22 protein-coding genes are annotated in these 24,826 nt (G+C 73.7%); 18 read left to right on the top strand and 4 right to left on the bottom strand.

Annotated features, from left to right (window positions below; all coding sequences use genetic code 11):
* Positions 1 to 2: 2 nt before the first annotated feature.
* The 11 genes from tgmB (at position 3) to BX286_RS28010 (ending at position 10,586) form a co-directional block, all read left to right on the top strand.
* Positions 3 to 983, top strand: coding sequence for an ATP-grasp ribosomal peptide maturase (tgmB, locus tag BX286_RS28055; protein ID WP_121016626.1), 981 nt, complete (start codon positions 3 to 5; stop codon positions 981 to 983).
* Complete coding sequence (tgmC, locus tag BX286_RS28050; RefSeq protein ID WP_079430288.1) at positions 980 to 2,179, top strand: ATP-grasp peptide maturase system methyltransferase; 1,200 nt, start codon at positions 980 to 982, stop codon at positions 2,177 to 2,179. The genes tgmB and tgmC overlap by 4 nt, the downstream gene beginning before the upstream one ends.
* A 21-nt stretch (positions 2,180 to 2,200) precedes the next feature.
* A complete protein-coding gene (locus BX286_RS28045; protein ID WP_079432010.1) occupies positions 2,201 to 2,464 on the top strand; it encodes a DUF6087 family protein in 264 nt (87 codons plus the stop codon).
* A gap of 120 nt (positions 2,465 to 2,584) precedes the next feature.
* A complete protein-coding gene (locus BX286_RS37570; protein WP_261993528.1) occupies positions 2,585 to 2,710 on the top strand; it encodes a hypothetical protein in 126 nt (41 codons plus the stop codon).
* Positions 2,711 to 2,873: 163 nt separating this feature from the next.
* Positions 2,874 to 3,803, top strand: coding sequence for a hypothetical protein (locus BX286_RS36755; protein WP_187344207.1), 930 nt, complete (start codon positions 2,874 to 2,876; stop codon positions 3,801 to 3,803).
* Positions 3,800 to 4,003, top strand: coding sequence for a hypothetical protein (locus BX286_RS28035; RefSeq protein ID WP_079430286.1), 204 nt, complete (start codon positions 3,800 to 3,802; stop codon positions 4,001 to 4,003). The genes BX286_RS36755 and BX286_RS28035 overlap by 4 nt, the downstream gene beginning before the upstream one ends.
* An 86-nt stretch (positions 4,004 to 4,089) precedes the next feature.
* Positions 4,090 to 4,527, top strand: coding sequence for an SMI1/KNR4 family protein (locus BX286_RS28030; protein WP_079430285.1), 438 nt, complete (start codon positions 4,090 to 4,092; stop codon positions 4,525 to 4,527).
* Between the two features lie 196 nt (positions 4,528 to 4,723).
* Positions 4,724 to 6,019 (top strand): DUF692 domain-containing protein, encoded by a 1,296-nt coding sequence (locus tag BX286_RS28025; protein ID WP_121016625.1) that lies wholly within the window; start codon positions 4,724 to 4,726, stop codon positions 6,017 to 6,019.
* Entirely contained in the window at positions 6,016 to 7,104 is a 1,089-nt protein-coding gene (locus BX286_RS28020; RefSeq protein WP_261993527.1) for a TIGR04222 domain-containing membrane protein, read from the top strand. Before BX286_RS28025 ends, BX286_RS28020 begins: the two co-directional genes overlap by 4 nt.
* Before the next feature lie 190 nt (positions 7,105 to 7,294).
* Positions 7,295 to 8,704 (top strand): cytosine permease, encoded by a 1,410-nt coding sequence (locus BX286_RS28015; RefSeq protein ID WP_121016623.1) that lies wholly within the window; start codon positions 7,295 to 7,297, stop codon positions 8,702 to 8,704.
* 100 nt (positions 8,705 to 8,804) lie between these two features.
* Positions 8,805 to 10,586, top strand: a complete 1,782-nt coding sequence (locus BX286_RS28010) for an alpha/beta hydrolase (protein WP_261993526.1) — start codon at positions 8,805 to 8,807, stop codon at positions 10,584 to 10,586.
* Positions 10,587 to 10,703: 117 nt separating this feature from the next.
* Here BX286_RS28010 and hemQ read toward each other — a convergent pair whose 3' ends face one another.
* Entirely contained in the window at positions 10,704 to 11,417 is a 714-nt protein-coding gene (gene hemQ / locus BX286_RS28005) for a hydrogen peroxide-dependent heme synthase (RefSeq protein ID WP_042813891.1), read from the bottom strand.
* A 23-nt stretch (positions 11,418 to 11,440) separates the two neighbouring features.
* Entirely contained in the window at positions 11,441 to 12,928 is a 1,488-nt protein-coding gene (gene hemG / locus BX286_RS28000) for a protoporphyrinogen oxidase (protein WP_079430283.1), read from the bottom strand.
* Between the two features lie 140 nt (positions 12,929 to 13,068).
* On the opposite strand from hemG, the gene BX286_RS27995 reads away from it, so the two are divergent.
* A complete protein-coding gene (locus tag BX286_RS27995) occupies positions 13,069 to 14,055 on the top strand; it encodes a DUF4349 domain-containing protein (protein ID WP_100862649.1) in 987 nt (328 codons plus the stop codon).
* A gap of 70 nt (positions 14,056 to 14,125) precedes the next feature.
* Complete coding sequence (locus BX286_RS27990) at positions 14,126 to 15,508, top strand: FAD-dependent oxidoreductase (protein WP_121016622.1); 1,383 nt, start codon at positions 14,126 to 14,128, stop codon at positions 15,506 to 15,508.
* 191 nt (positions 15,509 to 15,699) lie between these two features.
* Here BX286_RS27990 and hemE read toward each other — a convergent pair whose 3' ends face one another.
* The gene (hemE, locus tag BX286_RS27985; RefSeq protein WP_079430280.1) at positions 15,700 to 16,764 is read right to left on the bottom strand and encodes a uroporphyrinogen decarboxylase; all 1,065 of its coding nucleotides are present in this window, start codon (positions 16,762 to 16,764) and stop codon (positions 15,700 to 15,702) included.
* 91 nt (positions 16,765 to 16,855) lie between these two features.
* Between hemE and BX286_RS27980 the strand changes: the two genes are divergently transcribed.
* The 3 genes from BX286_RS27980 (at position 16,856) to BX286_RS27970 (ending at position 19,876) form a co-directional block, all read left to right on the top strand.
* Positions 16,856 to 17,512 (top strand): DUF3000 domain-containing protein, encoded by a 657-nt coding sequence (locus tag BX286_RS27980; protein ID WP_079430279.1) that lies wholly within the window; start codon positions 16,856 to 16,858, stop codon positions 17,510 to 17,512.
* 296 nt (positions 17,513 to 17,808) lie between these two features.
* Positions 17,809 to 18,471: a response regulator transcription factor gene (locus BX286_RS27975; protein ID WP_007267191.1), complete on the top strand. Its 663-nt coding sequence runs from the start codon at positions 17,809 to 17,811 to the stop codon at positions 18,469 to 18,471.
* A 124-nt stretch (positions 18,472 to 18,595) separates the two neighbouring features.
* Entirely contained in the window at positions 18,596 to 19,876 is a 1,281-nt protein-coding gene (locus BX286_RS27970) for a ribonuclease D (protein ID WP_100862651.1), read from the top strand.
* A gap of 33 nt (positions 19,877 to 19,909) precedes the next feature.
* Here BX286_RS27970 and BX286_RS27965 read toward each other — a convergent pair whose 3' ends face one another.
* Positions 19,910 to 21,088 carry an alpha/beta fold hydrolase gene (locus BX286_RS27965; protein ID WP_121016620.1) on the bottom strand — a complete coding sequence of 393 codons (1,179 nt, stop codon included), beginning with the start codon at positions 21,086 to 21,088 and terminating at the stop codon, positions 19,910 to 19,912.
* A 328-nt stretch (positions 21,089 to 21,416) separates the two neighbouring features.
* On the opposite strand from BX286_RS27965, the gene BX286_RS27960 reads away from it, so the two are divergent.
* Both BX286_RS27960 and BX286_RS27955 read left to right on the top strand, forming a co-directional pair.
* Positions 21,417 to 22,643, top strand: a complete 1,227-nt coding sequence (locus BX286_RS27960) for an acetyl-CoA C-acyltransferase (protein ID WP_045946025.1) — start codon at positions 21,417 to 21,419, stop codon at positions 22,641 to 22,643.
* Positions 22,640 to 24,778, top strand: coding sequence for a 3-hydroxyacyl-CoA dehydrogenase NAD-binding domain-containing protein (locus BX286_RS27955; protein WP_079430277.1), 2,139 nt, complete (start codon positions 22,640 to 22,642; stop codon positions 24,776 to 24,778). The genes BX286_RS27960 and BX286_RS27955 overlap by 4 nt, the downstream gene beginning before the upstream one ends.
* The last annotated feature ends 48 nt before the right edge of the window (positions 24,779 to 24,826 follow it).

Raw genomic sequence — 24,826 nt, 5'->3', positions numbered from 1 at the left:
CCATGACCTCCACCGTCCTGGTCCTCACCGCGCTGGAGGACGTCACCGCGGACCTCGTCATCGGCGCGCTCAACGAGCGTGACGTACGGGTGGTGCGCGCCGACCCGGCCGACATCTGTGCCGGGTTGTCCTTCGGTGCGCGCATCGGAGGCGGGGACCCGTCCTGGAGCGGGCGCCTTGCCACGGCGAGCCGGGAGGTGGAGCTAGGGGAGGTGGCGGCGGTGTACTACCGCCGCCCCACCCCGTACACCGCCCGCTACGGGCACCTGCCCGCCCAGCAACGGGACTTCTGCACTGCCGAAGCCCGCCACGGCCTCAACGGTGTCCTCCACAGCCTGACCGGCGCCCTCTACGTCAACCATCCGCTTGCCGTCGCCCGCGCCGAGTTCAAGCCCACCCAGCTTCAGCGGTTCACGGAGCTCGGTTTCACCATCCCGGCGACACTGGTCACCAACGACGCCGCGCAAGCCCGAGGGTTCGCCGCCGAGCACGGGCCGGTCATCTACAAGCCTTTCCGGGGCCTGCCCGTCGGCGAGGACGGGAACGCCGGGGCGATCTGGGCCCAGCGCGTTGACCCTGACACCTTCGACGACTCCCTGTCGGTGATGCCCCACCTGTTTCAGGCCGAGGTACGCAAGACTGGCGACGTGCGGATGACCGTGGTCGACCGGCAGGTGTTCGCCAGCCGTGTCGAAGCATCCGATGGCGCGCTGGACTGGCGGCGCGGCGACTGGAGCAAGCTGATCCACACCCCCATCGATGTTCCCTCGCCGATCGCTGCCGCAGCGCGCGCCTACCTGGACTCCTTCGGTCTGCTCTTCGGGTGCTTCGACTTCGCCCTGACCGGCGACGGCGACCAGGCGAAGCACTGGACGGCCATCGAGTGCAATCCGAACGGTCAGTGGGGCTGGCTCCCCGACGCGCCCGCCATCACCGAAGCGTTCGCCGACATCCTCGCTCAGGAAGGAGGCGGCAGGCCGTGACCTCGCCCGCCGACCCGAACACCGACGCCGCCCAGCTGCGTCACACGATGGCCGAAGCACTCGCGGAGGACGGCGTACTGACCGATCCCTCGTGGAGGGCGGCCGTGGACCAGGTGCCACGGCACCAGTTCATCCCCGGCTTCTACCTTCCCGCCGACGACCGCGACTCACTCGGGCTGCCGGTGTGGGAGCCGGTCACCGCCGAGATCGACTACGGCCGGTGGCTGTCAACCACCTACACCGACACCACGCTCATCACCCAGTTCGACGGCGACGAACCCGACTGGACCCAGCCCACCGCCCGGCACGGCGGAGCACCCACCTCCTCCTCCACCCTGCCCTCCCTCGTCCTACGGATGTGGGCCGACGCCGACATCCGAGAGGAACACCGGGTGCTGGAGATCGGGGCCGGCACCGGCTACTCGACCGCGCTGGCCTGCGAACGCCTCGGCTCGGAGTTGGTCACCTCCGTCGAGGTCGACCCCCACCGGCTCGCCCAAGCCGCCAACGCGCTGCACGAGTGCGGCTACAGTCCCACCCTCGCGGTCGCGGACGGGGTGTACGGCTACTGGCCCCAAGCGCCCTTCGATCGGATTGTGGCCGCTTGCTCCTTCCGCGCCGTTCCGCCGGCTCTGCTCGCCCAGACCCGGCCGGGCGGCAAGATCCTGCTCACCCTGTCGGGCTGGCTCTACGGATACGCCCGCGTCCTGCTCACCGTCGACGAGGACGGCACGGCAGAGGGCCGGCTGCTGCCGGGAACCGTGTCCTTCATGTCGGCCCGCACCCACGCGGCCCCCGCGTTCGGCAACCCGGACCACTGGGCCGACCGCGCCAACGTCCACAGCCGCTTCGCCAGGCACTCGCCGCAGCGGATCACAGCCGCGACCGACGAAGCGTTCCACCTGCGGTTCCTCGCCCAGACCGCCGTGCCGGACGCGCAGCTGACTTGGCTCGGCGAGAGCGTGCTCGTGGCCGACACCGTCACCGGTTCCGCTGCCCTCCTCACCCCGCACGGCGACGACTGGCAGATACGCGAGGGCGGACCGGTACGACTGTGGGAGCGCATCGAGAACGTGCTCACCTCCTACGACGAGGCGGGCCGGCCCGAGCCGTCGTCGTTCACCCTGCACGTGTACGACGGCGGTCAGCACCTGCGGCATCCGCGGATTCCCGGTCTACCGCTCCCGCGCCCCTGAAGTCCTGGGACGATGGCTTCCATGGCCAAGCACCGCCGCCCCGGACCGCCCAACCAGCCGTCCCGTGCGACTCCCCGCGTCGACCCCACCGACCCGCTCGCGGCCTACAACGAACGCCGCCGCGCGCCGATGGACGTCGGCAGACGTCACCGACCGGTGAACGGCGGCGGCAGCCACCTGCGCCCGGAGGAGCCGCGGGTGCTGGAGGAGTGGAACGGCTTCATGTACACCGTGGTCGGCACCGCGCCCGATCTCGCGGCAGCGAACGCCTGGGCCAACGCCTGACCACCCTCCGTTCCGAGGGTTGCCTCACCGAGCTCTGACCCCACTGGGCATGCCCCTCGCCTGAAGACCGCCCCGGCCGGCATCGCGCGGCCCTCGCACCTGAACTGGGGGCGCGCTGCTGTGTCTACCGCACTGCCCCGGCCGCAGGCCACCTGGCTGAGATCTGCTCGTGTCTCCGGAGAGGCAACCGCTCCGGGCAGCTGCACGGTCGTCGCGGACCACCCGGCCCTGCGCGCCCGGCTGTAGCGGACACGACTCCGGCGGCCGGCCCGGGGCGGGGGGGCGGGGGCGCCGGGCATCAGGCGTGCCAGGTGGCGGGCGTACCGGATGTCGGGCTTCCCCGCTCTCCAGCCGTCGGCGGCGCTAGCCTGATTCACCGTCAGTCCGTGGAGCAGGGGGGACACGCCGTATGCCCGTGGCCATGTACCAGGCGTTCGTGCTGTCGCGGGACAACCGGCGGGAGCACGAACGGCTGGGCCGCCGCCGCAAGAAGCTGGAGCGGCACGTCGTGCAGGAGAACACCGCCCAGGAGGAGGCGCGGCGCGCCGTCTACGAGCAGGTCCTCGTCCCGTTCTGCGAGGACCTGCGGCGGCTGCGGGGGGTTGACCTCGCGGAGCTGGCTCCGGTGGACTCGGCTGCGCACACCACCGTGGACGTGGAGCTGCGGGAGACCTGGCAGCTGGCGGCCGCCGCCGTCGGATCGGTCGCCGGAGGCGCCGTCGCCGGTGCGGGGGTCGGCGCGGCCGCCTACCTGGCCGTCGGCACCTTCGCCACCGCCTCCACCGGTACGGCCATCTCCAGCCTCTCCGGGGCCGCGGCGAGCAGCGCCACCCTGGCCTGGCTGGGCGGCGGTTCGCTCGCCGCGGGCGGCGGCGGGGTGGCCGCCGGGACGACGGTCCTGGCCACGGCCTTCATCGCCGCCCCCGCGCTCCTCGTCACGGGGGCCCTGCTCGAATGGCTGGGCCGTGGGGTCCGCGAGGACCAGCGAAAGCTCGCGGACCGGCTCCGAGAGGCGGAGGCCGAGCTGACCGGGGCCCGGCGCACCCTGTCCGAGGTGTTCCAGCGCAGCCGGGAGATCCGCCTCGTGCTGGGGGACCTCGGCGCGGCCCTGCGGGAGCGGCTGCCCGCCTTCACCGCCCTGGTCCACGGCTGCGACGACTACGCCGCCTACGGCCCGGGGCAGCGTGCCCAGGTCAAGGAGGCCTTCGATCTCGCCTGCATGACCGTCGCGGTGATGAAGGTCCCGCCCGCAGGCGAGGACGGCCGGGTCCATGAGCGGTCCGCCCGGATGGTGGCCGAGGCCCGGGCCCACCTGGCGGCGCTGGGCACCGCCGCATGAACCGTACGGCCCGGGCCGGCGCCGCCGCGCAGGCCGCGTGGACGGCGCCGGACGCGGCCACGCGCCGGCTGGCCGAGGCCACCGTCCTGGCCGCGCTGACTGCCGCGGGGACGGGGGCTCCGGTGCTGCTGACGCCGGAGGAGTTCGACGCGTGGCTGGCCGACGGGGACGCCCCGCTGGTCCTCGACCCCAACTGGTGACCCGCCGGGCCCCCGCCGGTGGAGCGGCCCGGCGGGTGCGTTAGCGTCGCCGGGATTTCGTTGCACGTGGTGGAAGGGGCCCGGCTGTGGACTGGCGGGAACTGATTCTTGGTCTTCTGCCGGAGGCGGAGCTCGCCGGGCCAGCGGACGGGGCGGATCTCGCGGGGGTGGAGCGGGTGCTGGGGCAGCCGTTGCCCGGCGACCTGGCCTCGCTGCTGCGGGTCTGCGACGGGGTGGCCGGACGGCACGGCACCGATGTGGTGTGGAGCGCCCGGCGGATCGCCCGGGAGAACGCGGAGCTGCGCGGTACGCCGGAATTCGCCTCGCTGTACATGCCCTTCGAACCGCTGATGTTCTTCGGGGACAACGGCGGAGGGGACCTGTTCGGCGTCGTGCGGGTGCCGGAGCGGTCCGACGTCTTCGTGTGGGACCACGAGTCCGACGGGCGTTCCTGGGCGGCCGGCGGCCTGGAGGACTACCTGCGGCGGGCCCTGCCGGCGGCCGGCGACTGGTACCGGTACTGAGAGGGCCGGCGCCGGCCGCAGCCGCCCGGGCAACAGCCGGGGGGCGGCCAGCGGGGGGCGGCCAGCGGGGGGCTGGCGGGGAGGACCGGCGCGGGGAACCTCAAATGTTGCTCTGAACGTCCCCTCCCGGTGGTTGGCCCGTTCGCGTCGGGGCCATGACATCGGCACGGAGTCCTTGAGAGGGGGCGAGGGGGACATGAAGCCCATGGCACGCCTGGGGGTGGGCATCGGCTGGAGGCCGGAGATCGCCGAGGCGGTGGAGCGGCTGGAGGGGCTGGACTGGGTCGAGGTGGTGGCCGAGAACGTGTGCCCGGGCCATCTGCCCGAGTCCCTGCTGCGGCTGCGCGAGCGCGGCGTCCGGGTCGTGCCGCACGGGGTCTCGCTGGGCATCGGCGGCGCCGACCGGCCCGACGCGGGGAAGCTGGCCGCGCTCGGGGAGCGGGCCGTGGCGCTGGGGGCGCCCCTGGTCACCGAGCACATCGCCTTCGTGCGCACCTCCTCGCCCGCGCTGGAGGCCGGGCACCTGCTGCCCGTGCCCCGGACCCGGGACGCCCTGGACGTGCTGTGCGAGAACGTACGCATCGCCCAGGACGCGCTGCCGGTTCCGCTGGCGCTGGAGAACATCGCCGCGCTGGTGTCCTGGCCCGGGGAGGAGCTGACCGAGGGGCAGTTCCTGACCGAGCTGGTCGAACGGACCGGCGTACGGCTGCTCGTCGACGTGGCGAACCTGCACACCAACCGGGTCAACCGGGGTGAGGACCCGGCCGCCGTGCTGGACTCGATCCCGCTGGAGGCGCTGGCGTACGTGCACGTGGCGGGTGGTGTGGAACGCGAAGGCGTCTGGCACGACACCCACGCGCACCCGGTGCCGCCGGTGGTGCTCGACGTGCTGGCGGGGCTGCGGGAACGGGTGGATCCGCCGGGCGTGCTGCTGGAGCGGGACGAGGACTTCCCCGAGGCGGAGGAACTGGCCGGGGAGCTGGAGCGGATCCGCGCGGTGGTGGGAGCCGGGGCGGGGGGTACGGTGCGCCTCCGCGAGCCCCTGGCCGTGCGTGCTGAAGCGCCCGCTCCCGTCGCCGAGGCCGTGCGGACGCGGGTGGGGCTCGGTCAGGCCGCGCTGCTGTCGGCGCTCGTCGCCGGGACGCCCGTGCCCGAGGGGTTCGACCGGCAGCGGGTGCGGATCCAGTCGCGGGCGCTGGCCGCCAAGCGGGCGTCCGTGGTGGTGAAGGTCGCGCCCGAGCTGCCCGGGATCCTGGGCGGTCCGGAGGCCTACCGCACGGCCTTCCTGGCGTACGCGCGGCGGCGCCCGATGACGGGCGGATACCGGCGTGACGCGCTGGACTTCGCGGAGCACCTGCTGATCCGGGACCTGCCCGAGGACCCGGCCGCGCGCCGCCGGCTCACCGCCTGGTGGCGGGAGCGGGCCGGGGCGCGGCCGCCCCGGCGGATCGTGCGCTGGGCGCGTGCGCTGGCGGGGCGGGGCGGACGGTGAACGGGCTGGCCGCAGCGGTCTGGGCCGCCGTCCTCCTGTCGAGTCTCGGGCTGCTGCTCGGGCCGCGGCGGGCGCGGGTGGCCGGGACGCCCGAGGTGCACGACCTGTCCGAGGCGGCGTTCCTGGCGGGTGGGCCCGGGGCGGTGGTGGACGCGGCGCTCGTCGCGCTGCTCGGGGACGGCCGGCTGGTGGCGGGCGGCCCGGGCATCGTCCACGAGGGCCGGCGGGCCCGGGGGGCGGACCCCGCCGAGCGGGCCGTGCTGTCGGCGCTGCGCTCCGCGCCGTCCGGGTGGCTCTACCAGGTGCGGTACGCCGCCATGGTGGACCCGGCCGTGCAGGAGGTGGGGGACGCCCTCGCCGCGCGCGGGATGATCGCGGCCCCCGGGACGGGGCGGGGGCGGCGGCGCTGGGGGCTGGTGCAGGCGGTGGTGTGCGCGGCGCTGATCCCGGTGTCGCTGCCGGTGACGTTCGTGGCGATGGCGCTGACGCAGGAGGCGCAGCTGCCGTTCGTGCTCAAGGTGCTGCCGGTGCTGGTGGCCGGCATCGTGGCGGGTGCGTTCGGCGCCAGGCGGGCGCGGCGGCGGGTGACCCCGGCGGGCCGGGGCGCGCTGCGGCGGGCGCGGGCGCGGCACGCCGCCGCCGACACGGCCCCGGCGGTGCGGACCGCGCTGTACGGGCTGAAGGGGCTGCGGGATCCGGGGCTGCGGGCGCAGCTGGTGCCCGCGGCGCGCGGTACCCGGCTGGCCGCGGCCCAGGCGCGGGGGCGGGGGCGGTCGTCCGCCGGGGGCTCCTCGCACTCCTCGCATTCCTCGCATGCGTGCGGTTCCTCGTCGGATTCCGTCGATCTGGTCCCCGTGGTGTGGTGCGCCTCGGGCGACGGCGGGTCTTCGGGGTCCGGCGGCTGCGGCGGCGGTTCCGGGTGCGGGAGTTCCGGTTCGAGCTGCGGCGGCGGGTCGGGCTGCGGGGGGTCCTCCAGCTGTTCGAGCGGGTCGAGCTGTTCCAGCGGGTCCAGTTGCAGCAGCGGGTCCAGCTGTTCCAGCGGGTCCAGTTGCAGCAGCGGATCCAGCTGTTCCAGCAGCTCCTGAACGGCCCCGCCCCGGCGCCCGGGATCGCCCGGGCGCCGGCTGCGGGCAGCGCCGTACCACCCAGTGAAATTTGCCATTCAAGATCTTGATGTTTGTACATCCCCATGCCAGATTCGGCGCAGCACCACCTGGGTCGACGGCGGAGCTCATCCCGGCTGCGCCGCAACAGCTGCGGGGAGAGGCCACCACCATGCCGGAGAGACAAGCGCCCGGGGACCGCCTCGCGGTGGAGAGACGGACCATCGAGGCGGTCCCGGACAGCGAGCGGCACGGTACGCCGCGCAGCCAGTTCACCCTCTGGTTCGGCGCCAACATGCAGATCACCGCCATAGTCGACGGCGCGCTGTCGGTCGTCTTCGGCGCCGACGCGCTCTGGGCGATACCCGCGCTGCTCCTCGGCAACCTGCTCGGCGGCATCGTCATGGCGCTGCACTCCGCGCAGGGACCGCGGCTGGGCGTACCTCAGATGATCTCCAGCCGGGCCCAGTTCGGGGTGTACGGCGCGGTCCTGCCGCTGCTGCTGGTGATCCTCATGTACCTCGGCTTCGCAGCGACCGGCAGCGTGCTGGCCGGGCAGGCGATGTCCGCGATGCTGCACATCGGGACGGACGCCGGGATCCTGCTCTTCGGAGCGCTGACCGCCCTGGTCGCGGTGACCGGCTACCGGCTCATCCACATCGCGGGCCGCATCGCCACCGTCGTCGGAGCGCTCGGCCTCGGCTACCTGATGGTGCGGCTGTTCACGCAGTTCGACGTCGGGGCGCACGTCGGCGCCAAGGGGTTCGAGGCGGCGACCTTCCTGCTCGCCGTGGGACTCGGGGCCGGCTGGCAGCTCACCTTCGGCCCCTACGTCGCCGACTACTCCCGCTACCTGCCCCGTGACACCAGCACCCGCGCGACGTTCTGGTCCACCTTCGCCGGCTCCGTCATCGGATCGCAGTGGGCCATGACGCTGGGGGCGCTCACCGCGGCCGTCGCGGGCAAGGCCTTCCTGCCCGACCAGGTGGGCTTCCTCGGCCGGCTGGCGGGCCCGGCGTTCCTCGCGTTCCTCATCTACCTGGTCATCGTGGTCGGCAAGCTGACCGTCAACTGCCTGAACGCGTACGGCGGCTTCATGTCGATCCTGACGACCGTCACCGCCTTCGACCGCCGCTCGCGCGTCTCGCCGCTGGTGCGCGCCGCCTACATCGTCGGCTTCATCGCCGCGTCCATGGTCATCGCGCTCGCCGCCAGCGACGACTTCCTGACCAACTTCAAGAACTTCGTGCTGCTGCTCCTGACCGTGTTCACGCCGTGGAGCGCGATCAACCTGGTGGACTACTACCTGATCTCCCGCGAGCGCGTCGACATCCCGGCCCTCTACGACCCGGCCGGCCGCTACGGCCGCTGGAACGCCGCCGCGCTGACCTGCTACCTCCTCGGCATCGCCGTGCAGGTCCCCTTCCTCGCCACCAAGCTGTACACGGGGGCGATCACCAAGAAGCTCGACGGCGCCGACATCTCGTGGATCGTCGGGCTGCTGGCCACCTCGGCCCTGTACTGGCTCTGGGCGCGGCGCACCGCCAACCCGCCGGCCGCGACCGTCCACCCGACGGCTTAGCACAACCGGGCGTACCCGGGCCGCTCGTGCGGCGGTGCGCCTGTACAGCGGCGCGCCCCTGACATCTCATCAGACAGGACGATGAGACGAAGGGGTCGCCATGCGGACGACGCTCGCCCGGTACGGGGTCGCCTCGGCGGCCCTCTGCCTCACCCTGTGCGCCCCGGCCGTCCCGGCCCGGGCGAGCGGCGGGGACCCCGCGGCCGACCGGCTCGCCGCCGAGGACGCCGGGGCCGAGCTGGTCGCCCGCAGGGCAGCCGCCGCTGCCGCCCTGCGGCCGGTGACCGGCGCGGCCGGAGCCCCGGCACCGGGCGTCCGTCCGGCGGCCGGGACCCGCCCGACGCAGGGCAGCCGCCCCGTGACCCGCCCCATGCCCCGGCCGCCGGCGGCCGGGGGCGGCGGGCCGCTGGAGTTCCTGCCGTGTCCCGCCGTCGAGGAACTGCCCGATCCCGTCCGCTGCGCCCTCCTGCGGGTCCCGCTCGACTACGCCCGCCCGGACGGCCCGCAGATCTCCCTCACCGTCACCCGGGTCCCCGCCTCCGGCCGCGGGGGCGCCGCCCGGCAGGGTGCGCTGGTGTTCAACCCCGGCGGGCCCGGGGCCTCCGGGACGTACTTCCCGCTCCTGGCCGGGCGGCCCGCCTGGAGCCGGATCGCCGCCGCCTACGACCTGGTCGGCTACGCCCCGCGCGGGGTCGGCCGGTCCGGCCCGCTGACCTGCCAGGACCCCGCCGAGCTGCCGCAGGGGCCGACGCAGGTCCCGGCCGAGCCCTCCCCGGCGTACAAGCGGGAGCGGCTGGCGGCCGCCCGGGCCTACGCCGAAGGCTGCGCCCGGCACGCGGGGACGGCCCTGGCGCAGTACACCACCCTGAACAACGCGCGCGACCTCGATGTGCTGCGGGCCGCCCTCGGGGAGCGCCGGCTGAGCTTCTTCGGGGCCTCCTACGGCACCTATCTCGGCGCGGTGTACGCCACCCGCCACCCGGACCGGGTCCGGCGCATGGTGTTCGACTCGGCCGTCGACCCGGACCCGCGCCGCGTCTGGTACCTCGACAACCTCCGCCAGGCCGGGGGGTTCGAGCGCCGCTGGGCCGACTTCCGCGCCTGGACCGCCCGCCACCACGACGTGTACGGGCTGGGCAGCACCGCCCGGGCGGTGCAGGAGAGCTACGAGAAGGTCCGTGCGGCCGTGGGCCGCACCCCGGCGGGCGGGGTCGTCGGTACGGGCGAACTCCAGGCGGCCTACCTGCGGGCGGCGTACTACGACGACGTGTGGCCCGAGCGTGCCGCGGCCCTCTCCGCCTACCTGCGCGGGAACCCGGCCCCGCTCACCCGGCTGGCGGCCCGCGACCCGGCGTGGGCGCAGCGGGCGGCGAACGCGACGGCCGTCTACACGGCGGTGCTGTGCAACGACGCCCCCTGGCCGGCCGACTGGGAGACCTGGGACCGCGACAACACCGAACTGGCCCGCCGGGCCCCCTTCGAGACCTGGGCCAACGCCTTCCTGAACCTGCCCTGCGCCGGCTGGCCGGTGCGCGAGCGGCAGCGGCCGGTCGCGGTCGGGGCGCAGCCGGGGGCGCGCAGGCTGCCCGGCACGCTGATCGTGGCGGCGGAGCGGGACGGTGCGACGCCCTACGCGGGCGCGCTGGAGCTCCAGCGGCGCCTGGGCGCCGGGGCCGCGCTGGTGACGGAGCGGGCGGCGGGCAGCCACGGGGTGGCCGGCGGACGCAACGCGTGCGTGGACCGGCAGGTGGAGCGGTACCTGCTGACGGGGGCCACCCCGGGGTGGCGCGTGAGCTGTGCGCCGCATCCGGAGCCCGCACCGGTGACACTGGACGACGGGGCAGCGAGCGCTCCCAGGGCGCTGCTGCCGCCGCTCGTCTGAACTTCCGGGCGGGATCTCCGGCTGCGTCGTTTCGGGGGCAGGGCCTCCCGATCCACCGGAGGCCGCTCATGTCGCGAGAGCGCGGTCGTCCTCCGGTCCTTCCCCCCAGGGGAGGTATCAGGCGAGCCCGGCCACCAGATCGGCGACGGACTTGCGGCGCCCGGTGTAGAAGGGCACCTCTTCGCGGACGTGCATCCGGGCCTCGGAGGCACGCAGGTGGCGCATGAGGTCGACGATGCGGTAGAGCTCGTCGGCCTCGAAGGCCAGCAGCCACTCGTAGTCGCCCAGGGAGAAGGAGGCGACGGTGTTGGCGCGCACGTCCGGGTAGCCGCGGGCCATCTTGCCGTGGTCGGCGAGCATGCGGCGGCGGTCCTCGTCCGGCAGCAGGTACCAGTCGTACGAGCGCACGAACGGGTAGACGCTGACGTAGTCGCGGGCGACCTCGTCGGCCAGGAACGCCGGGATGTGCGACTTGTTGAACTCGGCGGGGCGGTGCAGGGCCATGTTCGACCACACCGGCTCCAGCGCGCGGCCCAGCTTGGTCCGGCGGAACAGGTTGTAGGCGGTCTGCAGCTCGTCCGAGGTCTCGGCGTGCCACCAGATCATGATGTCCGCGTCGGCGCGCAGGCCGGAGACGTCGTAGGTGCCGCGGACGGTGATGTCCTTCGCGGCGAGCTGGTCGAACAGCTCCTGGACCTCGTCGGCGTAGCCGCTGCGGTCCTCCGGCAGGACGTCCTTCAGTTTGAAGACGGACCACAGGGTGTAGCGGATGACCTCGTTGAGGTCCTTCGCCTTCTTCCCCGCGTTGGGAATCTTCTCTGGTGCAGTCATGTGTCCATTGTCCCGTGTGCTGATCAGTGCTCGGTGCCAGGGGTGGCCATCGAGGCGGTGACCGCCCGCGCGGCCTTCCCGGCGCTCGCGATGCAGGCCGGGATCCCGACCCCGTCGTAGAGGGCGCCGCAGACCGCGAGGCCGGGCAGGGCGGCCACGGCGGTCCGGATGCGCTCGGCGCGGGCGAGGTGGCCGACGGGGTACTGCGGCAGGCCGCCGTCCCAGCGGGTGACGGTGGAGGCCACCGGCCGGGCGGCCAGCCCGACGGCCTCGCCGAGGTCGGCGAGGGAGACGTCGACGAGTTCGGAGTCCTCGCGCTTCAGGTCGCCCTCGTCGCCGTGGCGGCCGACTGAGGTGCGCAGCAGGAAGAGCCCGGGGTCGGCGCCGGCCCAGGCCCACTTGTTGCTGGAGAAGGTGGACGCCTTGATCGTGCGGCCGTCCACGGGCGGTACGAGGAAGCCGCTGGCGGTGCCGTCGGCGATCGCCGGGGGCAGGTCGCAGCGGCGGAAGGCCAGGGTGACCAGGGCCATGGAGGCGTACTCCACCTCGCGCAGCCCGGCGGCGGCCGCGGGGGCGAGGGCGTCGAGCAGCCGGGCGGCCGGGGCCGCCGGGGTGGCGAGGACCACACCGTCGGCTTCGAGTGCCTCGCCGTCGGTGGTGATCCGCCAGCCCTGGGGCGTACGGGCGATGCCGCGCGCCGGGGTGCCGGTCAGGATGCGGGCTCCGGCGGCCCGGCAGGCTTCGGCGACGGCGAGCGGGAGGCGGCCGATGCCGCCGGAGATCCCGGCGAAGAAGGCGCCCGACGCGGCAGCGCCGGTGACGGTGGTCCGCTCGGCGGCCGCGCGGGCGGCGGCCCCCTCCTGGAGGGCGCGGACGGCTCCGGTCAGGGTGGGGTGGGCACGCGCCGCGTCGAAGAGGGCCGGGACGGCGGCGCGCATCGAGATGCGGTAGGCGTCGCCGGCGTAGACCCCGCCGAGCAGCGGTTCGACCAGCCGGTCCACGACCTCGCGGCCCATCCGGGCGGCGACGTACTCGCCGACGGCGACGTCCTCGCCGACCTCGGTGGGCGGGAGCGTGGTGTCGGCGGCGATCCGGGCGAGGCCTTCGGCGGACAGCACTCCGGAGGCGGCGAGGGCGGCCGGGTCGCCCGGGACGCCCATGACGTGGCCCCGGGGCATGTCGCGCAGGGCGCCGCGGGTCCAGAGCCGGGCGGTGGCGGTGGCCGGGGGCTGGAGGTCGTCGCCGAGGCCGACGGCCCGGGCGAGGTCCAGGGCCTCGGGGCGGCGGGCGAGGACGGACTCGGCTCCGAGGTCGACGGGGGCTCCGGCGAGCTCGCCCGCGTACAGCTTGCCGCCGAGGCGCCGGCCGGCCTCCAGGAGGGTGACGCGCAGGCCGTCGGCGAGGAGCCGGTGGGCGGCCGCGAGGCCCGCGATGCCGCCGCCGATGACGACGACATGACGCGGCGGCCCAGGCCGTCCCGCCCCGTTCGTGCGCGTGTCCGCTTCGTGCATGGACCCATCGTCTCAGACCGTCCGCCGAGGCCCGAACGTGACCGCATCGGAACCGGGTCGGGATCCGGGGGGCGAAACCCGGGGCGGCCGTGCGTACGTCGAAGCGGTGACATCTGCCGAACCCCCGGGGGTACTTGACGATGCACACGCTCAGCAGACAGCACCGCGCGGCGGCGGCCCTGGCCGGCCTGTCCCTGGCCGGGGGCCTCGTGCTCACCGGCTGCAGCGCCGGCGGGGGGACGGCCTCCTCCGGAGACCGGGCGGCCGCGGCGGCCCCCCGCGAGGGCGCGCAGGGCAAGCCGGGGGCCGGGGCGGCCGCCGCCCCGGCGGCCCCGGACGCCAAGGGGCAGCCGCAGGCTCCCGTCCGGCCGAACGTCATCCGTACGGGGAAGCTGGGCATCGAGACGGCCGAACCGCAGAAGGTCATCGCGGCGGCCCGGACGGCCGCCGAGGGCGCGGGCGGTTACGTGGGCGCCGAGACCACCGACCGCGGCGACGACGGGCGGATCACCTCCACCCTGACCCTGCGGGTGCCCGGGGACCGCTTCGACGCGGTGATCGCCTCCCTGGAGGGCAGCGGGAAGCTGCTGAACCGGAAGGTGGAGGCGCAGGACGTCACCGAGAAGGTCGCCGACGTCGACAGCCGGGTGAAGTCGCAGCAGGCCAGCGTGGCGCGGGTGCGGGAGATGATGGAGAAGGCCTCCGCCCTCAGTGACGTGGTCATGCTGGAGAGCGAGCTGAGCCGGCGCCAGTCGGACCTGGAGTCCCTGCTGGCCCAGCAGAACGCGCTGAAGGACCAGACCTCGATGGGCACGCTCACGGTGTCGGTCTCGCAGCCCGATCCGGCCCCGGTGGAGAAGGAGAAGAAGGAGCGGGAGCCCGGCATGGGCGATGCCCTGGCCGGAGGCTGGAAGGTGTTCGCGCGCCTCGTCGGGTACCTCGGGCTCGCGCTCGCGGCGGTGCTGCCCTTCGCCCTCGCGGCCGCCCTGCCGGCCTTCGGGTTCCGCCTCTACCGCAGGCTGCGTCCGGCGAAGCCGAAGACGGGCCTGCGGCGGACCCTGGTGCCCCGTCAGGCCGCGGCCCCGGTCCCGGACCCGGCGGCCGACGGGCGCGACGGCGAGGACTGACGGGCCGTCCGCCCGTAGCGTGTCCCCGTAACGAAGGCGACGGCGCACGGCGCGGAGGGCGGGCAGGGCGATGGCGGCGGAACGACTGGTGGTGATCGGCGGTGACGCGGCGGGGATGTCCGCCGCGTCCCAGGCCCGGCGGCTCAAGGGCCCCGGAGAACTGGAGATCGTCGCCTTCGAGCGGGGGCACTTCACCTCGTACTCGGCGTGCGGGATCCCGTACTGGGTGGGCGGGCAGGTCGCCGGACGCGACGAGCTGATCGCCCGCACCCCCGAGGAGCACCGCGCCCGGGACATCGACCTGCGCACCCGTACCGAGGTCCTGGAGCTGGACCTGCCGGGCCGCCGGGTCCGCGCCCGGGACCTGGACGGCGGGACCGAGTCGTGGACGGGGTGGGACAAGCTGGTCCTGGCGACCGGCGCCCGCCCCGTCCGGCCGAAGCTGCCCGGGATCGGCGCGCACGGGGTGTACGGCGTCCAGTCCCTGGACGACGGCCAGCGCCTGATGGACGGCCTCGAACGTACGCGGGGCCGCCGGGCGGTCGTGGTGGGCGCGGGCTACATCGGCGTGGAGATGGCCGAGGCGCTGGTCAACCGGGGGTACGAGGTGACGGTCCTGCACCGGGGCCCGCAGCCGATGGCCACGCTGGACCCGGACATGGGCGGGCTGGTGCACAGCGCGATGAACGCCATGGGCATCGTGACCGTCTCCGGCGCCGAGGTGGTGAAGGTCCTCGAAGACGAGGAGGGCCGGGCCCGGGCGGTCGCCACGGCCTCGGGCGAGGAGTACCCGGCGGACGTGGTGGTGCTCGGCATCGGTGTGGAACCCCGTACCGCCCTGGCCCGCGAGGCGGGACTGCCGCTCGGGGAGTCGGGGGGCCTGCTGACGGACCTGTCGATGCGGGTCCGGGGCCACGAGGACGTCTGGGCGGGCGGCGACTGCGTGGAGGTCCTGGACCTGGTGGCGGGCCGGGGCCGGCACATCCCGCTGGGCACGCACGCCAACAAGCACGGCCAGGTCATCGGCACGAACGTGGGCGGCGGCTACGCGACCTTCCCCGGCGTGGTCGGCACGGCGGTGAGCAAGGTCTGCGACCTGGAGATCGCCCGGACGGGGCTGCGCGAGAAGGACGCCCTGGCGGCGGGGCTGCGCTTCGTGACGGCCACGATCCGCTCGACGAACACGGCGGGGTACTACCCCGGGGCGGCGGAGATGACGGTGAAGATGCTGGCGGAGCGGCGCACGGGGCGGCTGCTGGGCGTCCAGATCGTGGGCGGGGCCGGGTCCGCGAAGCGGGTGGACGTCGCGGCGGTGGCCCTGACCGCCGGGATGACGGTGGAGCAGGTGGTGTCCCTGGACCTGGGCTACGCCCCGCCGTTCTCTCCCGTGTGGGACCCGGTACTGGTCGCCGCCCGCAAGGCGGTCTCCGCGGTACGGGCGGCGGGGGTCTGAGGGGGGCCGCTGCGCGGAGCGGGGGCTCCGCCCCCGGACCTCGAACGCCGGCGGGGCTGGAGTTCGCGCAGCGAAATTCCAGCCCGCGCGGCGTTTGAGCGCAAACGGGGGTCCGGGGCGCAGCCCCGGGGAACGGAGGAAGGGCGGGGCGGGGAGCAGCGCCGCAGGCAGCCGCACCCGGCTCCGGACGGCTAGCGCTGCGTCTTCGTGTGGACGTAGTCCACCAGGCGGGTCAGCGCGTCGGGGTCGGTCGTCGGGAGGACTCCGTGGCCGAGGTTGAAGACGTGGCCCTCCAGGCCCGCCGCGGCGGCCAGGACCTCGTCCGTCTTGGCCTCGACGGCCTCCGTGGTGGAGAAGAGGACGGCCGGGTCCAGGTTGCCCTGGAGCGCCTTGCCGGGGCCGACCCGGCGGGCGGCCTCGTCCAGGGCGACCCGGTAGTCGACGCCCACGACGTCCGCGCCGGCCTCGCCCATCAGGCCGAGCAGTTCGCCCGTGCCCACGCCGAAGTGGATGCGCGGGACCCCGTACGAGGCGACGGACCGCAGGACCTTCGCCGACGCGGGCATGACCGAGCGGCGGTAGTCCGCCGGGGCCAGGGCGCCGACCCAGGAGTCGAAGAGCTGGACCGCGGAGGCGCCGGCCTCGATCTGGACCTTCAGGAAGGCGGAGGTGATGTCCGCGAGGCGGTCGAGGAGGGCCGCCCACAGCTCCGGGTCCCCGTACATCAGGGCCTTGGTGTGCTCGTGGTTCTTGGACGGGCCGCCCTCGACGAGGTAGCTCGCGAGGGTGAACGGCGCGCCGGCGAAGCCGATCAACGGCGTGCTGCCGAGTTCACCCGTGAGCATGCCGATCGCCTCGGTGACGTACGCGACGTCCTCCGGGGTGAGGTCGCGCAGCTGTGCGAGGTCCTCGCGGCGGCGGATGGGCTGGGCGACGACCGGGCCGATGCCCGGCTTGATGTCGAGGTCGACGCCGATGGCCTTCAGCGGCACGACGATGTCGGAGAAGAAGATCGCCGCGTCCACGCCGTGGCGCCGCACCGGCTGCATGGTGATCTCGGTGACCAGGTCGGGGCGCATGCAGGACTCGAGCATGCCGGTGCCCTCGCGGACCTTGCGGTATTCGGGGAGTGAGCGGCCGGCCTGCCTCATGAACCACACCGGGGTGTGCGGTACCGGCTCGCGCCGGCAGGCCTTCAGGAAGGCGGAATCGTACGTCTGACTCGGCTGGCCCTGGGGGCGGTCGTTGGCGCTCACGACCCAAATCTTCGCACGTATGAAGAAGTGCCCGGCCCGGCGCGGGTGTCCCTGCGCCGTACGGGCGCCCGTTCCGCCTAGTCTTCCCGGCATGGCTGCGGCTCAGGGACGATTTTCAGATGGCGCTGACGGTATGGACGGCGCGAAGGAGAGCTCGGTCCCGCTCCCGTTCCGACGGGCGGTCGACGGCATGCGCAAGGCCCGGCTGCGGCCCGGCATCGAGATCGACCCCACGAAACCGCCCCAGCGGCTGGCCCCGTACGCGTACGCGCTGGAGGCCGCGGTCGTGGACGGGGAGGAGGACCTGGCCGACGGCCGGCTGATCCTGCTCCACGATCCGGCCGGGCACGACGCCTGGCAGGGCACCTTCCGGCTGGTGACGCTGGTACGGGCGGAGCTGGAGCCGGAGATGGCGGCGGACCCGCTGCTGCCGGAGGTGTGCTGGTCCTGGCTGACCGGGGCGCTGGAGGCGCGCGGGCTGGCGTACGGGGAGCCCAGCGGGACCGTGACCATGGCGAGCTCGCACTACTTCGGCGGGCTCGGGGAGCGGCGGCCGGCGACGCAGATCGAGATCAGGGCCTCGTGGACCCCCCGGGAGGGGGTCGGCGGGGTGCCGGACACCTCCGCGCACCTGGCGTCCTGGTGCGAGCTGCTGTGCCAGATCGCGGGGCTGCCTCCGCTGGGTCCGGCGGAGGGGGCGCCGGGCGTGGTGTCCCTGCCACAGCGGCGCGGTCCGCACCACCCGTAGCGGGCGGCCCGCAGGGGCCGTCCGGAGGGGGCGGGGGCGGCCGGAGGGGGTCCGGCGGCGCGGGGGCGATCGCTCGGGTGCGTGACGGAGCGTCAAAGCCGTGCGGTCATGGCGGGCTTCTGATCATCCCTTGATCGATCGTGCGTCCGAATTGCCCGAATTGTTACTCACCAAATCGTGATCATTTCCTAAAGCCGGGCGGGTGACGTGCCGAAGGAGTCAGTGACCATCCGCACGGTGCGCACCGGCTTCCTTCCCCGAGCCGGCCCGTCCCGCCACTCCCCCAGGAGGCCTAGGTGTCCGTTCTTCTCGAGCAGCCCGCAAGCCTGGTCGCCTACCGCCCGAACAAGCCGACGGCCATGGTCGTCGTGGCCGACCCGCGCGTCCGTTCCACCGTGACCCGCCATCTGTGGGCCCTCGGAGTCCGCGACGTGATCGAGGCGTCGTCCATCGCGGAGGCCCGCCCCCGCGTCGGCAGCCCGCGCGACATCTGCGTGGCCGACGTCCACCTGCCCGACGGTTCCGGTCTCACCCTGCTCTCCGAGACCCGCGCCGCCGGCTGGCCGAACGGCCTGGCCCTGTCCGCCGCCGATGACATCGGAGCCGTGCGCAACGCCCTCGCGGGCGGTGTGAAGGGCTACGTGGTCACCGGCACCCGTACCAACATCGGACTCCCCACCCGGCCCGGCGCCGCCCCCATCGGTGCGGCCGCCGCCCGTATGCACCGCCGCCCCCCGGGTGCCCCGAGCCACCCGGGCGGCTACCGCGAGCTGTCCGGCCGCGAGGTCGAGGTCCTGCGCCTCGTCGCGGAGGGGCAGTCCAACAAGGCCATCGGCGTCTCGATGGGCCTGTCCGCCCTGACCGTCAAGTCCCACCTCGCCCGGATCGCCCGCAAGCTCGGCACCGGTGACCGGGCCGGAATGGTCGCCGTCGCGCTGCGGACGGGGATCATCCACTGACCCCGCCCTGAGCCACCGGGCCGGCCGCCGGGCAACCCCGGCAGGGGCCCCTGCCTCCCCCATCGCGCCCGTCGACGGAACGTTCCGGCGACGGGCGCGTCACATACACGGATACCCTTGACCGGTGACCGACGCCCAAGAGACCGCAGCACACCTGCGCACCACCACCGGGGGCGGCCCCCCGGACGAAGAGGTTTCGTCCGATGGGCTGCCGATTCCTTTGCTGGAGCCCCGCGAGGGCATCCCGCCCGTCGTGGCCGACGCCGGGGCGCTCGCCCGGGTCGTGGCCGCCTTCGCGGCGGGCACCGGCCCCGTCGCCGTCGACGCCGAGCGCGCCTCCGGGTACCGCTACGGCCAGCGCGCCTACCTGGTGCAGCTGCGCCGCGAGGGCGCGGGCTCCGCGCTGATCGACCCGGTCGGCTGCCCGGACCTCTCCGCCCTGGGCGAGGCCCTGTCCGGCACGGAATGGATCCTGCACGCCGCCACCCAGGACCTGCCCTGCCTGCGGGAAATAGGCATGGCCCCCACCACCCTGTTCGACACCGAGCTGGCGGGCCGGCTGGCCGGCTTCCCCCGGGTCGGGCTCGGGGCGATGGTCGAGGGCGTCCTCGGCTACCAGCTGGAGAAGGGGCACTCCGCCGTCGACTGGTCCACCCGCCCGCTGCCCGAGCCCTGGCTGCGCTACGCCGCGCTGGACGTGGAGCTGCTGGTGGACCTGCGGGACGCGCTGGAGAAGGAGCTGGACCGGCAGGGCAAGCTGGAGTGGGCCCGCCAGGAGTTCGACGCCATCGCCTCCGCCCCGCCCGCCCCGCCGCGCAAGGACCCGTGGCGCCGCACCTCCGGCATGCACAAGGTGCGCCGCCGCCGCCAGATGGCGGTGGTGCGGGAGCTGTGGGAGGCCCGCGACCGGATCGCGCAGCGCCGTGACGTGTCCCCGGGCAAGGTGCTGGGCGACGCGGCGATCGTGGAGGCGGCCCTGGCCGTCCCGGCGAACGTGCAGGCGCTGTCGGCCCTGCCCGGCTACGGGCAGCGGATGGGCCGGCGCCAGCTGGACCAGTGGATGGCCGCCGTGGACCGGGCGAAGGCCCTGCCCGAGAGCGAGCTGCCGCAGCCCGGCGCGGCCCCCTCGGGCCCGCCGCCGCCGCGTTCCTGGGCGGACAAGGACCCGGCGGCCGCGGCCCGGCTCTCCGCGGCCCGTGCGGCCGTGTCGGAGCTGGCCGAGGGGCTGAACCTGCCCCAGGAGAACCTGATCACCCCGGACACCGTCCGCCGCCTGTGCTGGGAGCCGCCCCGGCACGCCGACGCGGGCTCGGTGGCCGAGGCCCTGGCGGGCTACGGCGCCCGCCCGTGGCAGGTCGAGCAGGTCACCCCGGCCCTGGTGGCGGCCCTCGCCGCGACCGGCTGACCGGCTGACCGGCGCGTGCCGCCGACGGGGCCCTCACTCCAGGGGAGTGAGGGCCCCGTCCTCGTCCCTGTAGTAGCTGCCGGTGGTCGCGCCCTCGACCTTGCCGAGCTTGAGCCAGTGCTCCGACATGGTGTGGAGGTCGTTCGCCACGCGCTCCCAGGGGGCCTGGTGCCCCGCGCAGGCGATCCGGAACATCAGCTTGTCCGGCCCGGGGATCCGCCGGTAGAGCTCGGGGACCGAGAAGTACAGCAGGCCCAGGTCGGACGAGGTGTTCACGATCGTGTCGTTCTCCCCGTACACGATGCACACGGGAACCGATCCGCCGAGGACCCCGTGCAGCGGCACGGTGGTGGCATTCCAGCCCCACCAGTACGAGTTCCGGATGCGGTTGAGCCCCTGAGGGGGCCCTGCAGGGCCTCCCCAGGTGGCACCGACCGGGTCGGCGGCCATGATCGCCTTCCACACCTCGTCGACGATGCCGGGCTCACGCTGGTCAGGGCACTTCAGGTCCTTGCCCCACGCCAGGTCGAGGCCGGCCTTCGTGCCGACGGTCATCGGGTAGCCGAAGGCCGCCGGCGGAGTGGAGACGGGCAGCGGCACCGGCGCTCCGAAGTCGGTTCCGGGCTTGCTCGCCCTGCCCTGCGGCGGAAAGATCGGCGCCAGCAGGAAGAGGCTGCGCACCTTGGCGGGGTGCTGGATGGCGTAGGGCCCGAACTGCTGGGCGGCGGCCGACCAGCCGATGAGGTCGACTTCGGCGGCGCCCGTCTGGCCGAGGATGAAGTCGACCACCTTGTCGACCTCGTCCCAGTCGCTCTGGGAGTTGTTGAGCTGGGCGGCGTAGTCCACCGGGCCCAGGTACACGCTCGCATCGGGGTGGGGCACGAGGAGCTGCCGCTGGGCGGGTGCGGGGCTGACGTTCTTCGGGTCGTCCATCATCGGGCGGGTCGACAGCCCGGAGCCCTGGAGTTCCATCACGAAGACATCGAACTTCGCCTTCGCCAGCTCCTCGGCCCAGCTGTACTTCTTGTACGGCAGGTCGAAGCCGGCCAGGGCGGGGACGCTCCTGCCGTGCAGCATCAGCACGGGCCTGCTCGGTTGGCCCGTGGGTGTGCCGTTGCGCCTGCGCACGAAGAGCTTGACGGGGGCGCCGGCGTTCGCCGGGTTGGTCGAGGTGTGGTCCACGTGGTAGTCCGTGAGGACGGGTGCCGCCATGTGGTGCTCCGTTTCCGCCGGGGGTCCGGGCCGGATGCCCGGGACCGGGCCAGGATCCGGACGGGCGTGGGCCCGGCTCCGTCGACGCGGCCACCGGCGCCGGTGTGCGACCCGATCGGGTAACCACGGGCGCCGCGATCGGCCGGGCGCACGGCAGGGCGCGAGGGGGCGCACGCGGACTGGCCCCCGGTGTGACCTTCGCCGCTGTTCGGGGAGGGGGTGTGCACATGAGTTACCCGCAAGTAGCATGGGCCGGGTGAGCGGGCGCTCAGTTCAGATGGGGCCCCGCCGCGCAGCAGTGCACACCCGCACCTGGAGGAGAGCCAACGTGCCTCGTACCGTCAGGGACGTCGTCTTCGTCGACGGCGTCCGCACCCCGTTCGGCAAGGCGGGCCCGAAGGGCATCTACCACGAGACCCGCGCCGACGACCTCGTCGTGAAGGCGATCCGGGAGCTGCTGCGCCGCAACCCGGACCTGGACCCCAAGAAGATCGACGAGGTCGCCATCGCCGCGACCACGCAGATCGGCGACCAGGGCCTCACGCTGGGCCGCACGGCCGGCATCCTCGCGGGTCTGCCGCAGTCCGTCCCGGGCTACTCCATCGACCGCATGTGCGCCGGCGCGCTGACCGCCGTGACCGCCGTCGCGGGCGGTGTGGCCTTCGGTGCGTACGACGTCGCCCTCGCCGGCGGTGTCGAGCACATGGGCCGCCACCCCATGGGCGAGGGCGTCGACCCGAACCCGCGCTTCGTCTCCGAGAAGCTGGTCGACGAGTCCGCCCTCTTCATGGGCATGACCGCCGAGAACCTGCACGACCGGTACCCGACGATCACCAAGCTCCGCGCCGACGAGTACGCCGTGCGCTCGCAGGAGAAGGCCGCCAAGGCGTACGCCGACGGCAAGATCCAGCAGGACCTGGTCCCGATCTCGGTGCGCAACACCAACGCGGAGGTCGGTGAGACGGGCTGGGGCCTGGTCACCTCCGACGAGCCGATGCGCCCGGGCACCACGCTGGAGAACCTGGCGAACCTGAAGACCCCGTTCCGTACGCACGGCCGGGTCACCGCGGGCAACGCCGCCGGTCTCAACGACGGTGCCACCGCCGCGATCATCGCGTCCGAGGACTTCGCCCGCGAGAACAACCTCCCGGTCAAGATGCGCCTCGTCTCCTACGCCTTCGCGGGCGTGGAGCCGGAGGTCATGGGCTACGGCCCGATCCCGGCCACCGAGAAGGCCCTCGCCCAGGCGGGCCTGTCCATCGAGGACATCGGCCTGTTCGAGATCAACGAGGCCTTCGCCGTCCAGGTCCTCGCGTTCCTGGAGCACTACGGCATCGCCGACGACGACGCCCGCGTGAACCAGTACGGCGGCGCGATCGCCTTCGGCCACCCGCTGGCCTCCTCCGGCGTCCGCCTGATGACGCAGCTGGCCCGCCAGTTCGAGGAGCAGCCGCACGTCCGCTACGGCCTGACCACCATGTGCGTCGGCTTCGGCATGGGCGCCACGGTCATCTGGGAGAACCCGAACTTCGACGCCGAGGGAGACTCCAAGTGAGCACCACCGCCGAGCTCCTGAAGGGCGCCGCCGAGCTGTTCCCGGACGAGGTCGTCACGTCCGCGCACGTCCGCCACCTGGACCTGCCGTTCGGCGCCGGGCGCTTCGCGCTCGTCACGCTGGACAACGGCTTCGACCACACCAAGCCGACCACCTTCGGCCCGCAGTCCCTGGCCAACCTGAACGCGGCCATCGACCAGGTCGAGCAGGAGGCCACCGCCGGCACCATCGTCGGCGCGGGCATCACCGGCAAGCCGTTCATCTTCGCCGTCGGCGCCGACCTCAAGGGCGTCGAGCTGCTGAAGAAGCACGACGAGGCCCTCGCCATCGGCAAGGGCGGCCACGACGTCTTCAAGCGCCTCTCGGCGCTGGCCGTCCCCACCTTCGCGTACTACAACGGCGCGGCGATGGGCGGCGGTGTCGAGGTCGGCCTGCACTGCTCGTACCGCACCGTCTCGAAGGCCATCCCGGCCTTCTCGCTGCCCGAGGTCTTCCTCGGCCTGGTTCCGGGCTGGGGCGGCTGCGCCATCCTCCCGAACCTGATCGGCGCGGAGCGCGCGGTCTCGGTCATCATCGAGAACTCGCTCAACCAGAACCGTCAGCTGAAGGGCAAGCAGGTCTTCGAGCTCGGCATCGCCGACGCGATCTTCGAGGGCGCCGACTTCCTGGAGCAGTCCCTGATCTGGACCGCGAAGGTCCTGAAGGGCGAGACCGAGGTCGTACGCGCCGAGGTCGAGCGCGGCGAGGCCTGGGACGCGGCCGTCGCCAAGGGCCGCGCCATCGCGGACTCCAAGGTGCACGGCGCCGCTCCGGCCGCCTACCGCGCGCTGGACATCATCGCCGCGGCCAAGGACGGCGACCTCCAGGCCGGCTTCGACGCCGAGGACAAGGCCCTGGCCGACCTCATCATGGGCGGCGAGCTGCGCTCGGGCATCTACGCCTTCAACCTGGTCCAGAAGCGCGGCAAGCGCCCGGCCGGTGCCCCGGACAAGTCCCTGGCCCGTCCGGTCAGCAAGGTCGGCGTCGTCGGCGCGGGCCTGATGGCCTCGCAGCTGGCGCTGCTGTTCCTGCGCCGCCTGGAGGTGCCGGTGGTCCTCACCGACATCGACCAGGAGCGCGTGGACAAGGGCGTGGGCTACGTGCACGCCGAGATCCAGAAGCTGCTCGGCAAGGGCCGCATCAACCAGGACAAGGCCAACCGCCTGACCGCCCTGGTGACCGGTGTCCTGGACAAGGCCGAGGGCTTCGCGGACGCGGACTTCATCATCGAGGCCGTGTTCGAGGAGATGTCCGTCAAGCAGAAGGTGTTCGCGGAGGTCGAGGCGGTCGCCCCGGCGCACGCGATCCTCGCCACCAACACCTCCTCGCTGTCGGTGTCGGAGATGGCTTCCAAGCTCCAGCACCCGGAGCGCGTGGTCGGCTTCCACTTCTTCAACCCGGTCGCGGTCCTCCCGCTGCTGGAGATCGTCCGCGGCGAGAAGACCGACGACGCCTCGCTGGCCACGGCCTTCGGTGTCGCCAAGAAGCTGAAGAAGACGGCCGTGCTCACGAAGGACGCCCCGGCGTTCGTCGTGAACCGCATCCTGACCCGCTTCATGGGCGAGATCCAGAACGTCATCGACGAGGGCACCCCGGTGGCCACCGCCGAGAAGGCCATCGAGCCGCTCGGCCTGCCGATGTCGCCGCTGGTGCTGCTGGAGCTCGTCGGTCCGGCGATCGGCCTGCACGTCTCCGAGACGCTGAACCGTTCCTTCCCGGAGCGCTTCACCGTCTCCCCGAACCTCAAGCGGGTCGTCGAGGCGGGCAAGCGCGGCTTCTACGTCTACTCCGCGGAGAACGGCTTCAAGCCGGAGCTGGACCCCGAGGTCGCCGCCCTCCTGGTGCAGGGCGACTCCGTCCTGACGGAGGAGCAGGTCCGCGACCGCGTCCTGGACGCGGTGGCGCAGGAGATCGGCCTGATGCTGGAGGAAGGTGTCGTGGCCGAGGCCCAGGACATCGACCTCTGCCTCATCACCGGTGCGGGCTGGCCCTTCCACCTGGGCGGCATCACCCCGTACCTGGACCGTGAGGGCGTCTCGGAGCGGGTGAACGGCAAGAAGTTCCTCGCCCCGGGCGTCGCCAGCGTTCCGGCGTAAGGCGCAGGGCACAGAGGAGGGCCCCGTCCGCACCTGGTGCGGACGGGG

It is taken from the genome of Streptomyces sp. 3211.6 (assembly GCF_003634815.1).
In the GTDB taxonomy this organism is placed as follows: Bacteria; Actinomycetota; Actinomycetes; order Streptomycetales; family Streptomycetaceae; genus Streptomyces; species Streptomyces katrae_A.
This window is presented reverse-complemented; position numbering and strand designations above follow the sequence as displayed.